Source organism: Verrucomicrobiota bacterium, assembly GCA_027622555.1.
GTDB lineage: Bacteria > Verrucomicrobiota > Verrucomicrobiia > Opitutales > UBA2995 > UBA2995.
Genome location: JAQBYJ010000042.1, coordinates 14,719 through 31,169, shown reverse-complemented (window position 1 = coordinate 31,169; position 16,451 = coordinate 14,719). Strand labels below are relative to the sequence as shown.

Genomic DNA, 16,451 nt, shown 5'->3' with positions numbered 1-16,451 from the left:
CCACTCATATTTAACCCATCAGTTCTTCTCATGCATATAATTTCCCTAAATGGTAAAACCCATAAACTGGATGTTCCGAACGATATGCCCTTACTCTGGGCTATCCGCGACGTTCTCGGGTTCACAGGAACAAAATTTGGTTGTGGCATCGGCCAATGTGGCGCGTGCACCATGCATCTGGATGGTGCTCCAATCAGGGCATGCATCACGACAATCGCATCAGCCAAGGACCAAAAAATCACAACCATCGAAGGCATAGCAGATGATCCGATTGGCAAACAGGTACAGGAAGCTTGGGTCGAAGAAGGTGTTCCCCAATGCGGCTACTGCCAATGCGGCCAAGTTATGTCGGCCACAGCACTCTTGCAAAGTAACGCGACTCCGAATGATGACGAGATTGAATCCGCTATGGTCGGTAACATCTGCCGCTGTGGAACCTACAATCGCATTAAGACCGCCATTCACACCGCATCTGCCAAGATGAAAGGAGTTTCAGCATGAAGCCCTCTTTCAACCATTTCTCATTCGCCAACCGCAGTCTTGACCGCCGCAATTTTATAAAAGGTGTAAGTGCCACAGGTGCCATGCTTCTCACGGCTAACTGGAGTTGGTCTCAGGACGAACCGAAATTCGGTGCCGATGGCATGCCCGGAGGAACAGCGGAGGACCCGAAGCTCTTTGTGCAAATCCACGCAGATGGAACGATAGATATCACCTGTACCCGTTCCGAAATGGGTCAAGGTATTCGCACCAGCCTCGCCCTGGTCCTGGCTGATGAACTAGAAGCTGACTGGGAACAGTGTCGAATCGTTCAAGCGATTGGTGATCAGGATACATTTGGCAATCAGGACACCGACGGCTCACGCAGTATGCGCCATTGGTTTATGCCCATGCGTCGCTGTGGCGCAACGGCCAGAACTATGCTGGAACAAGCAGCGGCCTCCAAGTGGAAGGTCCCGGTATCCCAGGTAAAAGCGTCCAATCATAAGGTTGTGCACAAGAAGAGCCGTCGCGAAATCGGCTATGGGGAACTGGCATCGTCCATGGGCAGTCAAACGGTGCCCGACAACAACTCAGTCACACTCAAGAGTGAAAAAGATTTCCGATTTATCGGCAAGAATCAGAGGTTGAGTTTCGACGGCATGGATATCGTTTCAGGGAAGGCAAACTTCGGGGCAGATATTCGTCTGGACGATATGGTTTACGCTGTGATCGCCCGCCCACCTGTCTTTGGCAGTAAAGCCGAATCCTATGACGCTTCAGATACCTTAAAAGTTAAAGGTGTCTTGAAAGTATTGGAAATCGATGGTGCCACCGCACCTTCAAACTTTCTTCCTCTAGGTGGAATCGCCGTGGTTGCAGAAAATACCTGGGCAGCCATTCAAGGTCGCAATGCACTCAAGGTAAAGTGGAGCAGTAGTCCAAACGACAGTTATGACTCAAAAACATATCATCAGAGCCTGATCAGTGCTTCAGAAAACCCGGGGAAAGTAATTCGGGACGATGGTGATGTGGAAAACGCTTTTTCCAAGGCACACAAAAAACATTCCGCAAGTTACTACCTGCCACACATTGGTCACGCTCCCATGGAACCACCTGTGGCAACCGCTTTGCTGACGGATGACTTTCTCGAAGTATGGGCTCCGACGCAGGCACCTCAAGCTGCACGCACAAATATTGCAGAACGCACTGGCCTTCCGTTAGAAAAGACACGCGTCAACGTTACCTTACTCGGTGGTGGTTTTGGTAGAAAATCGAAAGCTGACTTCATTAATGAAGCAGTCGAGATCGCCAAATCATTTAAAGGCCGTCCTGTACGAGTTCAGTGGACCCGTGAAGATGATGTAAAACACGACTATTTTCATACCGTTTCCGGAGAGCACCTGGAAGCAAGCTTGGATAAGAAGGGAAATACCACAGGCTGGCTGCACCGCTCCGTCGCTCCAACCATCATGTCCATTTTCGCACCGGATCAAAGGCACCAATTCAACGTCGAGAGCGGCATGGGTCATGCAAATATTCCTTTCGATGTGGCAAATATCCGCATCGAAAATCCGGGCATTGATGCACACACACGCATCGGATGGTTTCGCTCCGTATCCAATATTCCTCACGGTTTTGCCGTGCAAAGTTTCATAAGTGAACTGGCTCACGAAGCGGGCAAGGATCACCTGAAGTTCTATCTGAATCTTCTGGGCAAGGATCGCAAAATCGAACCTATCGCAATGGCCGACGATTGGAATCACGGAGAAAACCCGAAACTGTATCCAGTCGACACCGGTCGTTTGCGGAAGGTCGTTCAAACCGCAGCCAAGGAAGCCGGTTGGGGTAAAAAGCACCCGAAGGGCCGTGGTATGGGTTTCGCAGTTCACTACAGTTTTGTTTCCTACGTCGCCTGCGTTCTGGATGTTGAAGTCAAAAGCGGAGGACAGTTGATCATACACAACGCGACCATGGCGATCGATTGTGGCCCGCAAATCAACCCCGATCGTATTCGCTCCCAAATGGAGGGATCCTGCGTGATGGGAATCGGTCTGGCCGCCATCGGGGAAGTAAGCTTCAAAAATGGAAGCGCTGAACAAAGCAACTTTCATGATTACCAAGTTCCAAGAATCTCCTTAGCCCCGAAATCGATCTCCGTTCATCTGGTAGATCCTGGTGATATTAAGGAGCTGGGAGGGGTAGGTGAACCGGGTGTTCCACCGGTTGCTCCTGCTCTGTGTAATGCAATTTTCGCAGCAACTGGAAAAAGAATCAGACAACTACCCATCAAAGATCAATTAGCCTAGGGGAATTATGGATATTACGTGTCCCTACTGCTGGGAACAAATTGATATCGAGGAGATTCCCTACTCGGAAGAATCGGTTGAGCTCGTTCTGGATTGTGAAGTTTGTTGCCGTCCAATCGCTATTTCAGCTACTTGGGAGGACGAGAATGAACCACCGTGGTTGGACGTGAGAGCAGAGTCGTAAAGGAGTTTTGTCCTCCTACCCGTCCTCTTCCTCCCACTCTTACTCTTACTCTTACTCTCGATCTTCCTCCTACTCTTTCCTTTTTTTGGTGTCAGTGTTCAGGTGTCAGTGTCACTTCACTGCCAAATAAACCGTGTTCGACGAATCTTTATCCAAAATCGGATTGTAAAAGGGTACGACGATGGCTTCCGCAGCTGTGAAAACAGAACGAAGCATTTCAGTGAAACTGGCATCGGGTGCCGCATCTGACCACAAACCAAATACACCGCCGCCGTGTAATTGTTCAGTCATGGCGGTTAATCCCGCAATTGAGTAAAATCCGGCATTCGCCTGGTCGAGCTGATGACTGGGAGTGTGATCAATATCGAGAAGGATTGCATGAAATTTCTTTCCCGGGCTATGTGGATCAAGGCCAATAGAGCCATCTTGTGCGGCCGCAAAGAAGTCCTGTTCGATAAGTCGACAACGTGGATCATTCCATAAAATGGATCCGACAGGAAGCAAACCTCGCCTATGCCAATCGATTACTTGAGGGAAGAGTTCTACAACAACGAGAGAATTGACACACCTGTTTTCCAAAGCGGCAACAGCCGTATAGCCCAATCCTAAACCGCCTACAACGACGTCCCACAATCCGTCAGATAACTTTCCTAAACCCAGATGGGCCAGTTCTTTTTCCGCCTCCGGAAAGAGACTGGACATGAGGAATTCCTCACCGAGCTTTACTTCATAGACTTCCACCTCATCCAATGCGGCAATGGTCCTACGACGTAGCACAAGTGCTCCAAGTTTGGTGTTTTGAGCATCGAGTATCTGAAAGGCTGGAATCATAAACGCACGATTAATGAGGACGAATAACTTCTCTGACAACGGGTAAACGACTTCTTTTCAGCAAAAAAAGGCCGCACACGAAATCGCATGCGGCCTAAAATGAGGAGCGAGTCAAAAGACTCTAAATACTGGAAAATTACTTAGCGGTTATGATTCCATTCATCAATCCGAAATGCCCTGGAAATGAACAGACGTATGGATAAGCTCCGGCTTCCGTCAGTGTAAAGGTTATGGTATCCGTCTCTCCGGGACCCAACATTTTGGTGTGAGCGATTACCAATGCTTTATTCGCGTCATCCTGAGGGATGTATTCAGTTGCTGCTGCTGCAATTGCTGCCATTCCAAATGCGGCAGGTTGCGTTCCTGGCTTCAAGACAACCACGTTGTGCCCCATAGCTACTTTTGGAAGTGTCCCCAAGTTTTTGAATACAAGTGTAATTTCCTCTCCGACAGCGACCTCAAACGCTTTGCTGCTGAATTGCATCGTATCATTACCCGTGAGCTCAATGGTATTTCCTTTAGCAGCAAGTGCGATTCCTGCTGTTCCAAATAGAAAAGCAACCAGTGTAAGAATTTTCAATTTCATAATAGTTTTCATGGTAGAGTATGTTACTACAAACAAGGCAGTTTATGGTTTTGTGAGATTTCGCAAGCAGATGTTCCAAAAAAAATAAAATTAGATGTGATTCGTCACTCAATTTACTTTGGCAAAAGATAATTAGACTCTTTGAATAATTTCTGCCTTGGAATAGCGAACTTTGGGTAGCTTAGCGTATTTATCGGAAGCCTGCCGATACCCCAAGGCACACGCGACCATCGTCTTGAAACCACTGTCTTCAAGGCCAAGAACCTTATCAAAATCGGGAGGGCTAATTCCCTCCATTGGGCAGGCATCTATTCCCAGAACTGCAGCACTTGTCATCAATTGCCCCAAGGCAATATAAATCTGATTTTTGCACCAATCGTCAATGGTAGCCCCGTCAATCGATCGTTGAATAAAATCAACCATCATCCCTTTCAAAACCGCGTGGTCAGATACATTGCCGCCCCGGGCTTCGACAGTGGCATTCAGATACCGGTCAATTTCATCCAAGGTAAACGAATCATTGTAGCAAAATACCACAAAGTGTGAACAGTCCCGCGTTTGGGGTTGATTCCAGGAGAGAGGCAGCAGTTGGTCCTTGGTTTCCTGATTCTCCACAATTACGAATTTCCAAGGCTGTAAGCCGAAAGAAGATGGAGTCAGCACAAGGGACTCTTCAAGTGCAAGCATGGTGACCTCATCAATCTTGAGATCAGGATCAAAAGCTTTGGTAGCGTACCGCCAGTTAAGTTGGGTTAGAAGTTCTTCAGTGGTGAGTGTGGGCATGGACGCTAAGCGAGTGTTTTGCTAAGTATATAATTTATTAAAAATGATTCAGTGTTTGGTTTATTCACAGGAAATGGAATTTGTGAAGCCACACGCGTCGCCGCTTTCCACGAATAATCGTGAATGGTTTTGTTTCCTTTCGAAGCTTTATCAAGCAGGAAAGCATTTTGGAAAAATCCTGGCGTGGAATCTGATTTGTCTAACTCATTTTACCTTGGAATGAATTTCCTATGGAAAACGAGGTATTCTCAGCTTTGCGGCAGAGTATAGCGCCTTTGTTCTATTTTGGAAATCCCCAAACCGCAAAACAGGATTAAGTTTGAATGAAAACGAAGGCTGTGATTGATCTTTAATTCCCAATTTTCAATAATGCTTACATCCATAAAATGCAAAATTTTGCTAGCACTAGTTCCCTTTCTAGTGTTCGGCTCTTCCGTAACAAATGGTGCGCAAACCGATAAACCCAATGTGTTATTGATTCTGGTCGATGATCTGAAACCTGCTTTGGGTTCATACGGTGACCCCGTAGCAATCAGTCCCAATATCGATAGACTGGCGGCCCAGGGGATGCGTTTTGAAATGGCCTACTGTAACCAGTCCGTTTGCATGGCTTCCCGCTACAACCTGATGCTGGGAAGCAGATCCTCCTCCACCGGCTTTTACAGTTTTGGAACGCAGTTTCGCGATGTGTATCCTGACGCGGTTACCCTGCCACAGCATTTTATAAACAATGGCTATGTGGCACATTCGATGGGCAAAGTGTTTCACATCGGCCATGGCAACACTAACGACGATGCTTCCTGGAGCGTGCCTCATCACCCCGATAAAGTGATCGACTATGTGTTACCTGAAAGCAACCACCGTGAGTTAACAAGGGAAGAAGGTCTTTTCACCAACGCAGGAAGAAACGCGTCGGGAGAGGCACGTCCCCGTGGTGCTGCATGGGAAGCCGCCGATGTCCTGGACGAAGCCTATGCAGACGGCCGGGTCGCGGCGACAGCGATTGATCGCTTGCGCTGGTTGAAAGAAAACGAAGAGAAACCGTTCTTTATGGCAGTCGGATTTGTTCGTCCGCATTTACCTTTCTCTGCACCTAAACTATATTGGGACATGTATGATAGAAACAAACTTCCGATGCCCGAATTTGTTGATGCCCCAAAAGACGCTCCAGATTTTGCAGTGAAACGACGGGGAGAAATCATGGCCTTCAAACCCATTCCCACTTCAGAACCGTTCCACGATGACCTCACTCGTCAGTTGATTCACGGTTACTACGCCAGCGTAACCTACATGGACGCTCAGGTGGGAAAATTGCTGGATGGATTAATAGAACAGGGGTTTGCCGAAAATACCATTGTCGTCCTTTGGGGGGATCATGGATGGCATTTGGGTGACCATGGCTCTTGGACAAAGCATAGTAATTATGAGCAAGCCAACCGGATTCCAATAATCATTTCTGCACCGGGAGTCACTAAGCCAGGATCCGTTACTCATCAACTGACTGAGACAGTGGATCTCTACCCAACCATCGCATCCTTAGCGGGTCTTCCCGCACCAAACACATCGCAACCCATCGATGGTTTGGACATGACGCCTGTGTTGAAAAACGGGCAAACACGCATTCGCGACTACGCCTATCATTCCTATCCGAAGGCCAGTATCATAGGAAGAGCCATCCGCAACGAACGTTATCGAATCGTAGAATGGCTGAATACCAGTACATCCGAGATCGTGTATGAACTTTATGACTACCAGGCAGATCCGCTGGAAAAACAGAATGTGGCTTCCTCCAACCCCAAAGCTCTGGACTTCATGAAGGCATTGTTAGCTAAAGAACCAAAAGCAGCGAAGCAGGTCAGAAACAATAGCAGATAAATTTACCTGATATAGTGACGAATGGGATTGAGCCCTTCAACACTGACTAACTCATCGGATTGGCCCGCTGGCACAATTGCAGCGGAATACCAAAAGGATCACGCAGCATGATAAGTCGAGAGTTGGCCTGCGGGTTTAATTCCTCAACAAAAGTGCATCCTGCAGTCATCAATCGCTCTTTCTCGGCACCTGCATCCGAGACCGCAAAGGCCAAATGGTAAAGCAGGTGGCTAATGGTTGAGTAATCTGGCATCGGGGCGACTGGATTCGAATAGATCTCAATAAACACTCTTCCAGTATCATCGGCCAGAAACCGCGTAAAAGGAGGATCTGTCATCGCAACCCTGGCGGAAAGCCCACAATTCTCGATATACCAATCGGCCACTGCCACCGAATCTTCAACATTTATTGCGTAATGCTCGAACTTCATTGTGAGGAAATTGAACCAATCGATCCGCAGATTCAATCAGGCATTTAAAAATAATTAAGAGATTGAACCTCGGACTCCAGGAATTCTAGATGGATGTATGAGATTCCTCCTAATACTCCTAACCTTGCTTTTCTCAATGTCTGTGTTTGCCGCAGAACGAAACATCATCTTTATCATCACCGATGACCAAAGCCCAACCCTGGGTTGCTATGGAGACACAGTGGCATACTCGCCAGCAGTCGACAGCCTGGCGGCGGATGGTACGATGTTTAGCCGGGCCTACGCAACCACCGCCAGCTGCTCCGCCAGTCGATCGGTCGTCATGTCGGGGCTGCATAACCATCACAATGGTCAATACGGTCACACTCATGCGTACCACAAGTTCGAGTCCTACCGGAATGTGGTTAGCCTGGCACTTCCAAGAGTACTGGCAAACGAAGGTTACCGTACTGCGCAAATCGGAAAATACCACGTGGCTCCGGAAGATGTGTTTCATTATGAAACCTATTTAAACGGTGACGGAAGAAATGCAGTGCAAATGGCAAATGCTTCAGAGGACTTTATCACTTCGAACGACGCACGTCCTTTCTTCCTCTACTTCGCAACCAGCGATCCACACCGTGGTGGAGGTAAAGATGAAAACTTCGTTGGCGATTTAAAACCTGACTTGTTCGGCAACAAACCCAACGACGGTGCCCACCCAGGCGTGGATGAAAAATTCTACGATCTGGACGATGTCCTAATTCCACCCTTCCTACCTGACACGGCAGAATCAAGAAGTGAACTAGCGCAATATTACCAAAGCACAGCGCGCGTTGATCAAGGGGTCGCACGTTTGATTGAAATTCTTAAAGCCAATGACCTCTACGACAAAACCCTGCTGGTGTTTACTGCCGATCACGGCATGGCATTTGCGGGCGCTAAAACAACCATTTTTGAAGGCGGCCTGCGTGTGCCCTTTGTTGTTCGAAATCCCTATGAGAAGAACCGGGGAGTGGTCAGCGATGCTATGATCAGTCATATCGACATCACTCCTTCTCTTCTCGATTTCGCTGGCGGGCTGGACAAAAAAAAGAACGCTCCCAAGAAGTTGGTTTCAGCCAAAGAGTTTTATAAGGACAAGGAGTATGTCTTCATGGAAAACATGGGAGGTAACGATTATAATACTTACCATGGAAAGACCTGGATCAACATCTTGGGCAAACCCAAAGCCACTCACTGGGAAGTGGTGTTTGGCTCCCACACGTTTCATGAAATTCAAATGTATTACCCGATGCGCTCGGTGAATAACGGTAAATACAAACTTATTTGGAATATCGCCTCCGGACTGCCCTACCCCTTTGCATCCGACCTCTGGGCAAGTTCGACCTGGCAAGCCCAGTTAGCCAAAGGTCCTGATACCGAGTATGGGATGATGACTGTAGATGAGTATGTGAATCGACCAACCTGGCAGCTCTATGATTTAAGCAAATTGGAGTATGAAAATGAGAACCTCGCGGATAACCCAAAATTCGCAAAAGTCCTCGACGAGCTCAAAGCCAAGCTGAAAGAATACCAGAAAATCATGAATGATCCCTGGATTATGAAATGGCAATATGAGTAACGTTTCATTCAAATAGAGTTCTGCTCCGCTGTTGTGTTACAAGGCAAGAAACTCATCGCCATTCCGGACAAACCTTCGCCAGCTCTCATAGGTACTATGTGCGTTTGGCAGCAGAGTTACGCACAAAGAAAACAGAAGCAGCGATAAGTTCAGTTAACTTTTCTAAGTTCTATTTCTTTCACTTCCATTCCTGCATTCCCCGGAATATCGGTTAAGCGAATCCGAAGCTTTGTAGCTCCCTCTTTCAAGCGAACTTGACCAAGCTCTAATCGTTTCCAGTCCTTATTCTGATATTTGGCTGCTTCGCCATCCAACAAGAACGGTTGTGGGTTGGGCAGTGGATCGAACGCCTCGGTTATTTTTATCGCGAGTTGCTTTCCCTGGATCTCCAAATGGGCCTTCACTCCAAGGTCAGATTCTGCAATGCAGTAGTACATGGCCATGCTATAGGTGCCGCCGTCTACGATATCCAAATCCCACTCAGGATAGGCATTTTTCTGTCCATCGACTGATCCAATGGTGGGAAAACCCGGCGGGATAGTTATAATCAATACCCTTCCCCTTGAACTTGGGAAGTATCGCATCTTGTCCCTCCAAAAGAACAATCACATTCCCCTCAATCCCGACCGGAACAGGCGCCGCTTTTCCTAACGGAGGCATAGTCGCCAAGGTGGCTTTAAAATAGGAACTTAACGCTTTTACTACCTCGGGATGTTTATCAGCAACATTCTGCCGTTGACGAACATCTGCCTGAATATCGTACAACTCCCAATTTCCCTCCTGTTGAACAGCCGTCCATTGATCGCTATGAACCGTACCGTTCCGCTCGATCTTGGATTCCTGTCCCTGGGAAAAGGATACAAAATTTCGATCAGGCCACTTCGTTGATGGATCTTCGGCTAGCGAAGCAAAACTTCGTCCGTCCAACGCTAATCCCTCGGCTCCTTTCAGCTCACACCATTCGACCAACGTCGGAAGAATATCGAGGTGGGACAAAGGCCTCCCAACCGCATGAGGCTTCAAGACTCCTGGCCATCGAATGAAACAAGGCACGCGAATGCCACCTTCATAAAGTTGTCCCTTTTTCCCTTTCAATCCAGCGTTATACCTCCACGTGGCCGGTCCGTTATCGGACATGAAAATAACGATGGTATTCTCTTCCAGTCTTTTCTCTTCCAGGAATTTGAGGATCTTTCCAACTTGATCGTCGATGGCCTGAATCATACCGAAAATGACCGACTCCCAACGACCTGCCTGTTTGTTATAAAATGGTTTCCAGTATGATTCATCCACCAACCCTGGTGTGTGGGGCGCATTAAAGGGAACATAACAAAAAAACGGTTTATCTGCTTCAACCTGCCCGTTCATCCAATCGATCGCGGCATCGGCAAGCACTTCCGTAACATAGCCTTCGTAATCGTCCTCTACACCATTGTGATTTAACTCGGGTCCAAAATAACGCTGGGTCAACCCGCCAAGGAAACCAAGGAATTCCTGGAATCCCTGACCGTTGGGAGTTTCCGGATAGATGGAGCCGTTATGCCACTTTCCAAAACAACCGGTCGCATAACCATTATCGCGCATCAACTCGGCTATCGTAGTTTCGCTTGGATTCACTACCTCCTCACGCCTGGTTACACCAAATGCCCCAGTCCTTAAGTGGTAACGCCCGGTCATTAGACTGGCACGCGTCGGCGCACACACCGGGCTTACATAAAACCGGTCCAACCGAACCCCCTCTTTCCCGATTCGATCCATCGAAGTCGTGCTTAGGTAGGGATTACCATGCAATGAAAGATCCCCATAGCCCTGGTCATCCGTCAATATCAGTAACACGTTCGGACGGTCTGTTGCTGCATTCAATGAAAGGGAGCTGTATAAAATGACGGAACAAAAGAAGAGAAAAAGCGTTTTCATAGGGAAGAAGTTATAAAATTGGTTGATGTCCTTCTCGGCAATACCGAATAGTAAACCCAAAGACCCTATCCCATTTTTTCCGGATTATAAAACCTATGAAGATATTCATCTTTTTTCTTAGCATAATGGCAACCAACTCGCTTCAGGGAAACCACCATACTGTCTCCATACAAAACAAGGAACTGTCAGTCACCCTGGCGACGAAGGGAGCTGAACTGCAAAGCATCAAACATATACCGACGGAAATCGAATACCTATGGCAAGGTGACCCTGAATTCTGGGCCGCGCGGTCACCCAACATGTTTCCAGTCAATGTCCGCTTCAAAGATAACCGATTCACCTACAAAGGTAAGGAGTTTGAAATGCCGCGAATGGGACTCGCAGTCGTTGCGACTTTCGAAACTGCAGAACATACCGAAGAAAAGAAAAAGGATCGGACTCCGAAAAATCTAAAAAAAGACTTTTCCGAAAGTAAAGTGGTTCAGGTGCTCAATTCGTCTGAAGAAACTTTGCAGCATTATCCCTTCCCATTTCAGCTTAAAATCACCTCTCAGGTAAAAGGGCTAACCCTTTTGCAGAAATACAAAGTCACCAATACCGGGGATGAAACTCTTTATTTTGCACTTGGAGGCCACCCGGGGTTCAACGCACCGCTCGCTAACCGCAGGGATCGTTCGGATTACCAATACGTCTTTTCCGAAAAGATGCATGTAAAACGTAACGAGATTATCGATAGTCTGATTCAGGAAAACAAAGTAGACTACTTGAACAATGAAGACCGACTCAGTTTAAGTGACGATCGTATCCCCAATGGTGGAATGTTTTTGTTGGATAACCAATCCCGATCCATCGGGATAGCACTTAAAGGACGGAAGCCTTATGTGACTGTTGAATTGGAAGACTTTCCAAACACCAACTTATGGTCGCCGCCTGGGATGCCCTATGCAGCGATAGAACCTATGGTTGCTCACCACGACTTACAAGATACTGAGGAAGCCATTGAGGAAAAGGACTACCTAATAAAACTACCCGCGGGAAAATCCCGCACCTATCAATACAGCATTACTATCAACCCTACGGAAGGTAAACGGGCGCTTGGTCCTTAAACTCAACCTTTGACTAAAAACCTTCTGGTCATCTTGTTTTCCATACGCATAAATCGACGCCAAAACAATTTCTGGCAGTTTATTATTTAGAAAAACTATGTTTCCTAAAGATCTTCACGAAAAAATAAAACAATCCAAAGTGGTTGCTGTCCTCGTTATCGACAATGCTGCTCACGCCGTTCCCGTGGCCCGCGCTCTTCTTCGCGGCGGCATCGGAGCGATGGAACTAACTTTACGAACACCGGCCGCATTACCTGCGCTCAAGGCAATTACAGCTGAAGTTCCGGAAATGCTGGCAGGAATCGGAACCATACTTACTACAGAGCAAGTAGATCAGGTAGTAGAAGCGGGCGCCGCATTCGGTGTGGCACCGGGCATGAACGCCAGGATAGTTAAATACGCGCAGGAGCGAGGCTTACCTTTTGGCCCTGGCATCATGACTCCAAGCGACATCGAAGCCGCAATTGAACTGGGATGCCGCACCATAAAATATTTCCCAGCCGAAACATCCGGCGGGTTAAAACACCTCGAGGGAATGGTAGCACCCTACCAACACCTTGGCCTCGACTTTATTCCTTTGGGCGGACTCAATGCCCAGAACATGGTCGACTACCTGAAGTCACCTCTCATCTGCGCCATTGGCGGATCCTGGCTTGCCAAAAAGGATGTGATCAACGCCGAAGATTGGGACACCATTGAAGCCAATGCCCGTGAAGCTCGAACCATAGCCGACTCTATTTAATCATGAAAACAATTGTAACTTTTGGTGAAATCATGGGGCGCCTTTGCCCTTTCGGATTCAAACGCTTTCGTCAATCCCTCCCTGGCGATATCAACCTGACCTTCGCGGGTGCGGAAGCGAACGTGGCGGCCTCCCTTAGTATGCTTGGTGGCAAAACGCGTTTTGTAACTGCCCTACCTAAAAATGACATAACGGCAGCTTGCCTGGCGAACCTCAAAGGACTGGGGGTCGACACAGAAAGTATTGTGTTAACGGATGCCGGACGCCTTGGACTCTATTGGGTAGAAGCGGGAGCCAACCAACGACCCAGCCGAGTTATATACGATCGCGACTACTCGTCGGTAAGTATGACTCCTCCCGAAGCGTATGATTGGAATGTTATTTATGGTGACGCGGGATGGATGCACACGACTGGCATTACGCCTGCCCTTTCAGCACAATCAGCTGAGGCCACATTGGCTGCGGTAAAAAACGCAAAGGAAGCAAGGCTTACGGTTTCCTGTGATTTGAATTTCCGCAAAAAACTGTGGAACTGGGAGCCAGGGACCTCAGCCAACGAGCTCGCCCAAAAAACCATTCGAAAGATTTTGCCTTACGTCGACCTGGTGATCGCCAATGAAGAAGATGCTTCAGACGTTCTAGGAATCCACCCTGAGAATACCGATGTTCATTCAGGCAAAATCGATGCTGCCAAATACACCCAGGTAGCGAAAGAAATTGTCAGCCAATTTCCCAACGTGAGCAAAGTTGCAATTACCCTTCGGGAAAGCATTTCAGCTTCTCACAACAATTGGGGAGCTATGTTATACGATGCTTCAACCAAAAAATCCGTCTTTTCACCAGAAAACGAAGGCGAATACCAACCCTTCGAAATCAGGAACATTGTGGATCGAGTAGGTGGTGGAGATTCGTTTGGTGCGGGTCTCATTTTCGCATTGAATACGCCAGAGCTTTCAGAATCGGGGACTGCCATTGATTTCGCAGTAGCCGCTTCCTGCCTAGCCCACTCCATTTACGGAGACTACAACTTCTCAACCAGAGAAGAAGTAGAAGCTTTGATCAAATCGGGTGGTTCGGGAAGAGTCGTCAGGTAACTGGTTTGAGTCGAATAGACATCTTAGGTATTTATTGCTCCCGAGAAAGCCGGAAGCCCCAGGTGACTCTGAAATCATTTGAGTAGTAGGGTCGGGATCGTAGAAGCAATCTCGCTTGAAAAATATTAGTGCTGTTTTCAATACCCAGTCATGATGACTGGGCTACATTCCCAATCTCTGCGCCACTCATTTTCTTTGCACAAACGGATTACAGCAACTAAGAGTCAAAACCAATTCGAGTTAATCATGAACAAAATACGCAGCATCCTAATTACCCTTACCATGTTCGCACCTCTTGCATTGGGAGCCAACCAGCACAAGTCACTTACGGCGAAAGATATCGAGTCTATGAAAAAAGAGTTGTCCAATTGGGGACGCTGGGGTGCGGATGACCAGAAAGGTGCACTCAACCTTATCACGCCGCAAACGCGAAAAGATGCCGCTGCCTTGGTAACGGAAGGCATTTCAGTTTCAACGGCACGGGATGTAATAAAAACAATCGCCCCCGACAACCCCAGACCGTTCATGCACACGATGGTGGGATTTGGAGAACAGTGGAATTCGGATAATTACTCGGTATCATACCACGGCTTCGCTCATTCCCACATGGACGCTTTATGCCACTACATAGACGACGGAAAATTGTATAACGGATTTTCAGCTAACGTTGTTACAGAGATGGGAGCGGGAAAACTGGATATCCGAAATGCCAAGCAAGGAATTTTTACCCGCGGAGTTTTAATTGACGCTGCAAAACTCAAAGGAGTCAAATACCTCGAACCTGGAACCGCACTGTATCCGGAAGATCTGGACGCATGGGAGAAAATGGTGGGCGTGAAGATTCGCAAGGGAGATGCCGTCTTGCTTCACACAGGCCGTTGGGCAAGGCGCGATGAGCTTGGCCCGTGGGAATCCGGCTCTGCCGGTCTATATGCCTCGTGCGCTCGGTGGCTCAAGGAAAGAGACATTGCTGTGATGGGAAGCGATGGAGGCAGCGATGTTTCCCCATCGGGCATTGAAGGCTACTCCTCGCCCATTCATTTGATGATGTTGAACGTGATGGGAGTGCCGATACTCGACAATCTCGAACTCGAGCGCTTGGCTCAAAAATGCGACGAACTGGGTCGCTATGAATTCCTTCTGACAGTAGCTCCTATACCGGTTGAAGGTGGCACAGGTTCGCCGTTGAATCCAATAGCCACTTTTTAATCCTCAATGCTCAAAATCCCCACCCCATGATTTATCGCAAACAACTTGTTACTGGACTACTTCTGCTGTCTGCCAGCCTGGCAAACCTTGATTCAAAAGTAGTTAACCTCCCATTCGCCAAACCGGAATCGGTTGGAATGTCCACTGAACGCCTGGAAAGGATTGATGAGAACTTAAATAAGCTAGTCGATTCAGGAGAGTTGCCCGGAGCGGTCTCACTCGTAGCGAGACACGGAAAAATCGTGCATTACGAGAACTATGGTCTTCGTGACCTGGAATCTGGAAACCCGATGGAAAAGGACACGCTTGTACGGATTTATTCAATGACCAAACCCGTAGTGAGCTCGGCTCTCATGATGCTTCACGAGGAAGGTAAGTTCCAACTCAACGAACCCGTTTCAAAATATATTCCACAGTTTAAGGACCAAAAAGTAATGGTAGACGGCGAGTTGGTTGAGCCTAAAAGGCAGATGACGATTCAACATCTTTTCAACCACACCTCCGGACTAACCTATGGCATCTTTGGAAATAGCGAAGTAGACAAACTATATAACCAACATGAAGTGCTAAGAAAAAAATCCTCAAAAGAATTTTTGGAAACCCTGGGGAGTATCCCTCTTAAAAACCATCCAGGAGATAAGTATGTTTATAGTGTTTCTGTCGATGTACAGGGTTGCCTGGTGGAAATCCTCTCCGGAATGCCACTCGATAAATTTCTACAAGAAAGAGTCTTTATTCCCTTAGGGATGAAAGATACTTTTTTTGAAGTACCCGATGAAAAGGAAGGTCGTTTCGCCGCTTGCTACTCTTTCAACAAGGACACGCGTTCGTTAGAGTTGAGCGATGCGCCTCAATCCAGCAAATTTGTCAACAAAGTCACATTCTTCTCAGGCGGAGGAGGCCTCGTATCGACCGCGGCAGATTACTGGCGTTTTTGCCAAATGATGCTCAATGGAGGAGAGCTTAATGGTGTTCGCCTACTCGGTCGGAAAACCGTGGAGCTGATGAGAACTGATCATTTTCCGGCTACACTGGAAACCTATGACTCCAATGCTGATCACGGTTTCGGACTAGGGTTTCGAATCGTAAAAGATGTCACCACTACGGGAGCGCCAGGATCTGTGGGCGAATACTACTGGGGCGGAATTGCCGGAACCCTTTTTTGGATAGACCCGATTGAAGACCTAACGGTAATAACAATGATCCAGGTAAGAAACTCGCCCTACAACCTTCGCCGAAAAATGCATTCGTTGGTCTACCAGGCGATTGTGGATTTAAAAAAACGTTAGGTAAGCTTGACTT

At 47.7% G+C, this 16,451-nt stretch carries 16 protein-coding genes; 10 read left to right on the top strand and 6 right to left on the bottom strand.

Annotated elements, in window-relative coordinates:
* The first annotated feature begins 30 nt into the window (after positions 1-30).
* Genes O3C43_12485 through O3C43_12475 form a run of 3 tightly spaced genes read left to right on the top strand, consistent with a single transcriptional unit; the run spans position 31 to position 2,973 of the window.
* Positions 31-501: a (2Fe-2S)-binding protein gene (locus O3C43_12485; protein MDA1067310.1), complete on the top strand. Its 471-nt coding sequence runs from the start codon at positions 31-33 to the stop codon at positions 499-501.
* The gene (locus O3C43_12480; GenBank protein MDA1067309.1) at positions 498-2,789 is read left to right on the top strand and encodes a xanthine dehydrogenase family protein molybdopterin-binding subunit; all 2,292 of its coding nucleotides are present in this window, start codon (positions 498-500) and stop codon (positions 2,787-2,789) included. The genes O3C43_12485 and O3C43_12480 overlap by 4 nt, the downstream gene beginning before the upstream one ends.
* A gap of 7 nt (positions 2,790-2,796) precedes the next feature.
* Positions 2,797-2,973: a CPXCG motif-containing cysteine-rich protein gene (locus O3C43_12475; GenBank protein MDA1067308.1), complete on the top strand. Its 177-nt coding sequence runs from the start codon at positions 2,797-2,799 to the stop codon at positions 2,971-2,973.
* A 111-nt stretch (positions 2,974-3,084) separates the two neighbouring features.
* Here O3C43_12475 and O3C43_12470 read toward each other — a convergent pair whose 3' ends face one another.
* The 3 genes from O3C43_12470 to O3C43_12460 form a co-directional block, all read right to left on the bottom strand.
* Complete coding sequence (locus O3C43_12470) at positions 3,085-3,804, bottom strand: spermidine synthase (protein ID MDA1067307.1); 720 nt, start codon at positions 3,802-3,804, stop codon at positions 3,085-3,087.
* A gap of 136 nt (positions 3,805-3,940) precedes the next feature.
* Entirely contained in the window at positions 3,941-4,390 is a 450-nt protein-coding gene (locus O3C43_12465) for a plastocyanin/azurin family copper-binding protein (protein MDA1067306.1), read from the bottom strand.
* Positions 4,391-4,522: 132 nt separating this feature from the next.
* Complete coding sequence (locus O3C43_12460; protein MDA1067305.1) at positions 4,523-5,173, bottom strand: NAD(P)H-dependent oxidoreductase; 651 nt, start codon at positions 5,171-5,173, stop codon at positions 4,523-4,525.
* 369 nt (positions 5,174-5,542) lie between these two features.
* Here O3C43_12460 and O3C43_12455 point away from each other — a divergent pair, with 369 nt between their 5' ends.
* Positions 5,543-7,048 (top strand): sulfatase, encoded by a 1,506-nt coding sequence (locus O3C43_12455; protein MDA1067304.1) that lies wholly within the window; start codon positions 5,543-5,545, stop codon positions 7,046-7,048.
* Between the two features lie 46 nt (positions 7,049-7,094).
* On the opposite strand, the gene O3C43_12450 is transcribed toward O3C43_12455, so the two are convergent.
* A complete protein-coding gene (locus tag O3C43_12450; protein ID MDA1067303.1) occupies positions 7,095-7,478 on the bottom strand; it encodes a VOC family protein in 384 nt (127 codons plus the stop codon).
* Between the two features lie 97 nt (positions 7,479-7,575).
* Here O3C43_12450 and O3C43_12445 point away from each other — a divergent pair, with 97 nt between their 5' ends.
* Positions 7,576-9,081 (top strand): sulfatase, encoded by a 1,506-nt coding sequence (locus O3C43_12445; GenBank protein MDA1067302.1) that lies wholly within the window; start codon positions 7,576-7,578, stop codon positions 9,079-9,081.
* 149 nt (positions 9,082-9,230) lie between these two features.
* On the opposite strand, the gene O3C43_12440 is transcribed toward O3C43_12445, so the two are convergent.
* Positions 9,231-9,554, bottom strand: a complete 324-nt coding sequence (locus O3C43_12440) for a hypothetical protein (GenBank protein ID MDA1067301.1) — start codon at positions 9,552-9,554, stop codon at positions 9,231-9,233.
* Between the two features lie 7 nt (positions 9,555-9,561).
* Positions 9,562-10,998 carry an arylsulfatase gene (locus O3C43_12435; protein ID MDA1067300.1) on the bottom strand — a complete coding sequence of 479 codons (1,437 nt, stop codon included), beginning with the start codon at positions 10,996-10,998 and terminating at the stop codon, positions 9,562-9,564.
* Between the two features lie 95 nt (positions 10,999-11,093).
* Between O3C43_12435 and O3C43_12430 the strand changes: the two genes are divergently transcribed.
* The 5 genes from O3C43_12430 to O3C43_12410 all read left to right on the top strand — a co-directional run bounded on the left by O3C43_12430 (position 11,094) and on the right by O3C43_12410 (position 16,438).
* Positions 11,094-12,104, top strand: a complete 1,011-nt coding sequence (locus tag O3C43_12430; protein MDA1067299.1) for a hypothetical protein — start codon at positions 11,094-11,096, stop codon at positions 12,102-12,104.
* Positions 12,105-12,201: 97 nt separating this feature from the next.
* On the top strand, positions 12,202-12,846 hold the full coding sequence (eda, locus tag O3C43_12425) for a bifunctional 4-hydroxy-2-oxoglutarate aldolase/2-dehydro-3-deoxy-phosphogluconate aldolase (protein ID MDA1067298.1): 645 nt from the start codon (positions 12,202-12,204) through the stop codon (positions 12,844-12,846).
* 2 nt (positions 12,847-12,848) lie between these two features.
* On the top strand, positions 12,849-13,940 hold the full coding sequence (locus O3C43_12420) for a sugar kinase (GenBank protein MDA1067297.1): 1,092 nt from the start codon (positions 12,849-12,851) through the stop codon (positions 13,938-13,940).
* Positions 13,941-14,186: 246 nt separating this feature from the next.
* Positions 14,187-15,149: a cyclase family protein gene (locus tag O3C43_12415; GenBank protein ID MDA1067296.1), complete on the top strand. Its 963-nt coding sequence runs from the start codon at positions 14,187-14,189 to the stop codon at positions 15,147-15,149.
* A 26-nt stretch (positions 15,150-15,175) separates the two neighbouring features.
* Positions 15,176-16,438, top strand: coding sequence for a serine hydrolase (locus O3C43_12410; GenBank protein ID MDA1067295.1), 1,263 nt, complete (start codon positions 15,176-15,178; stop codon positions 16,436-16,438).
* Positions 16,439-16,451: the final 13 nt, after the last annotated feature.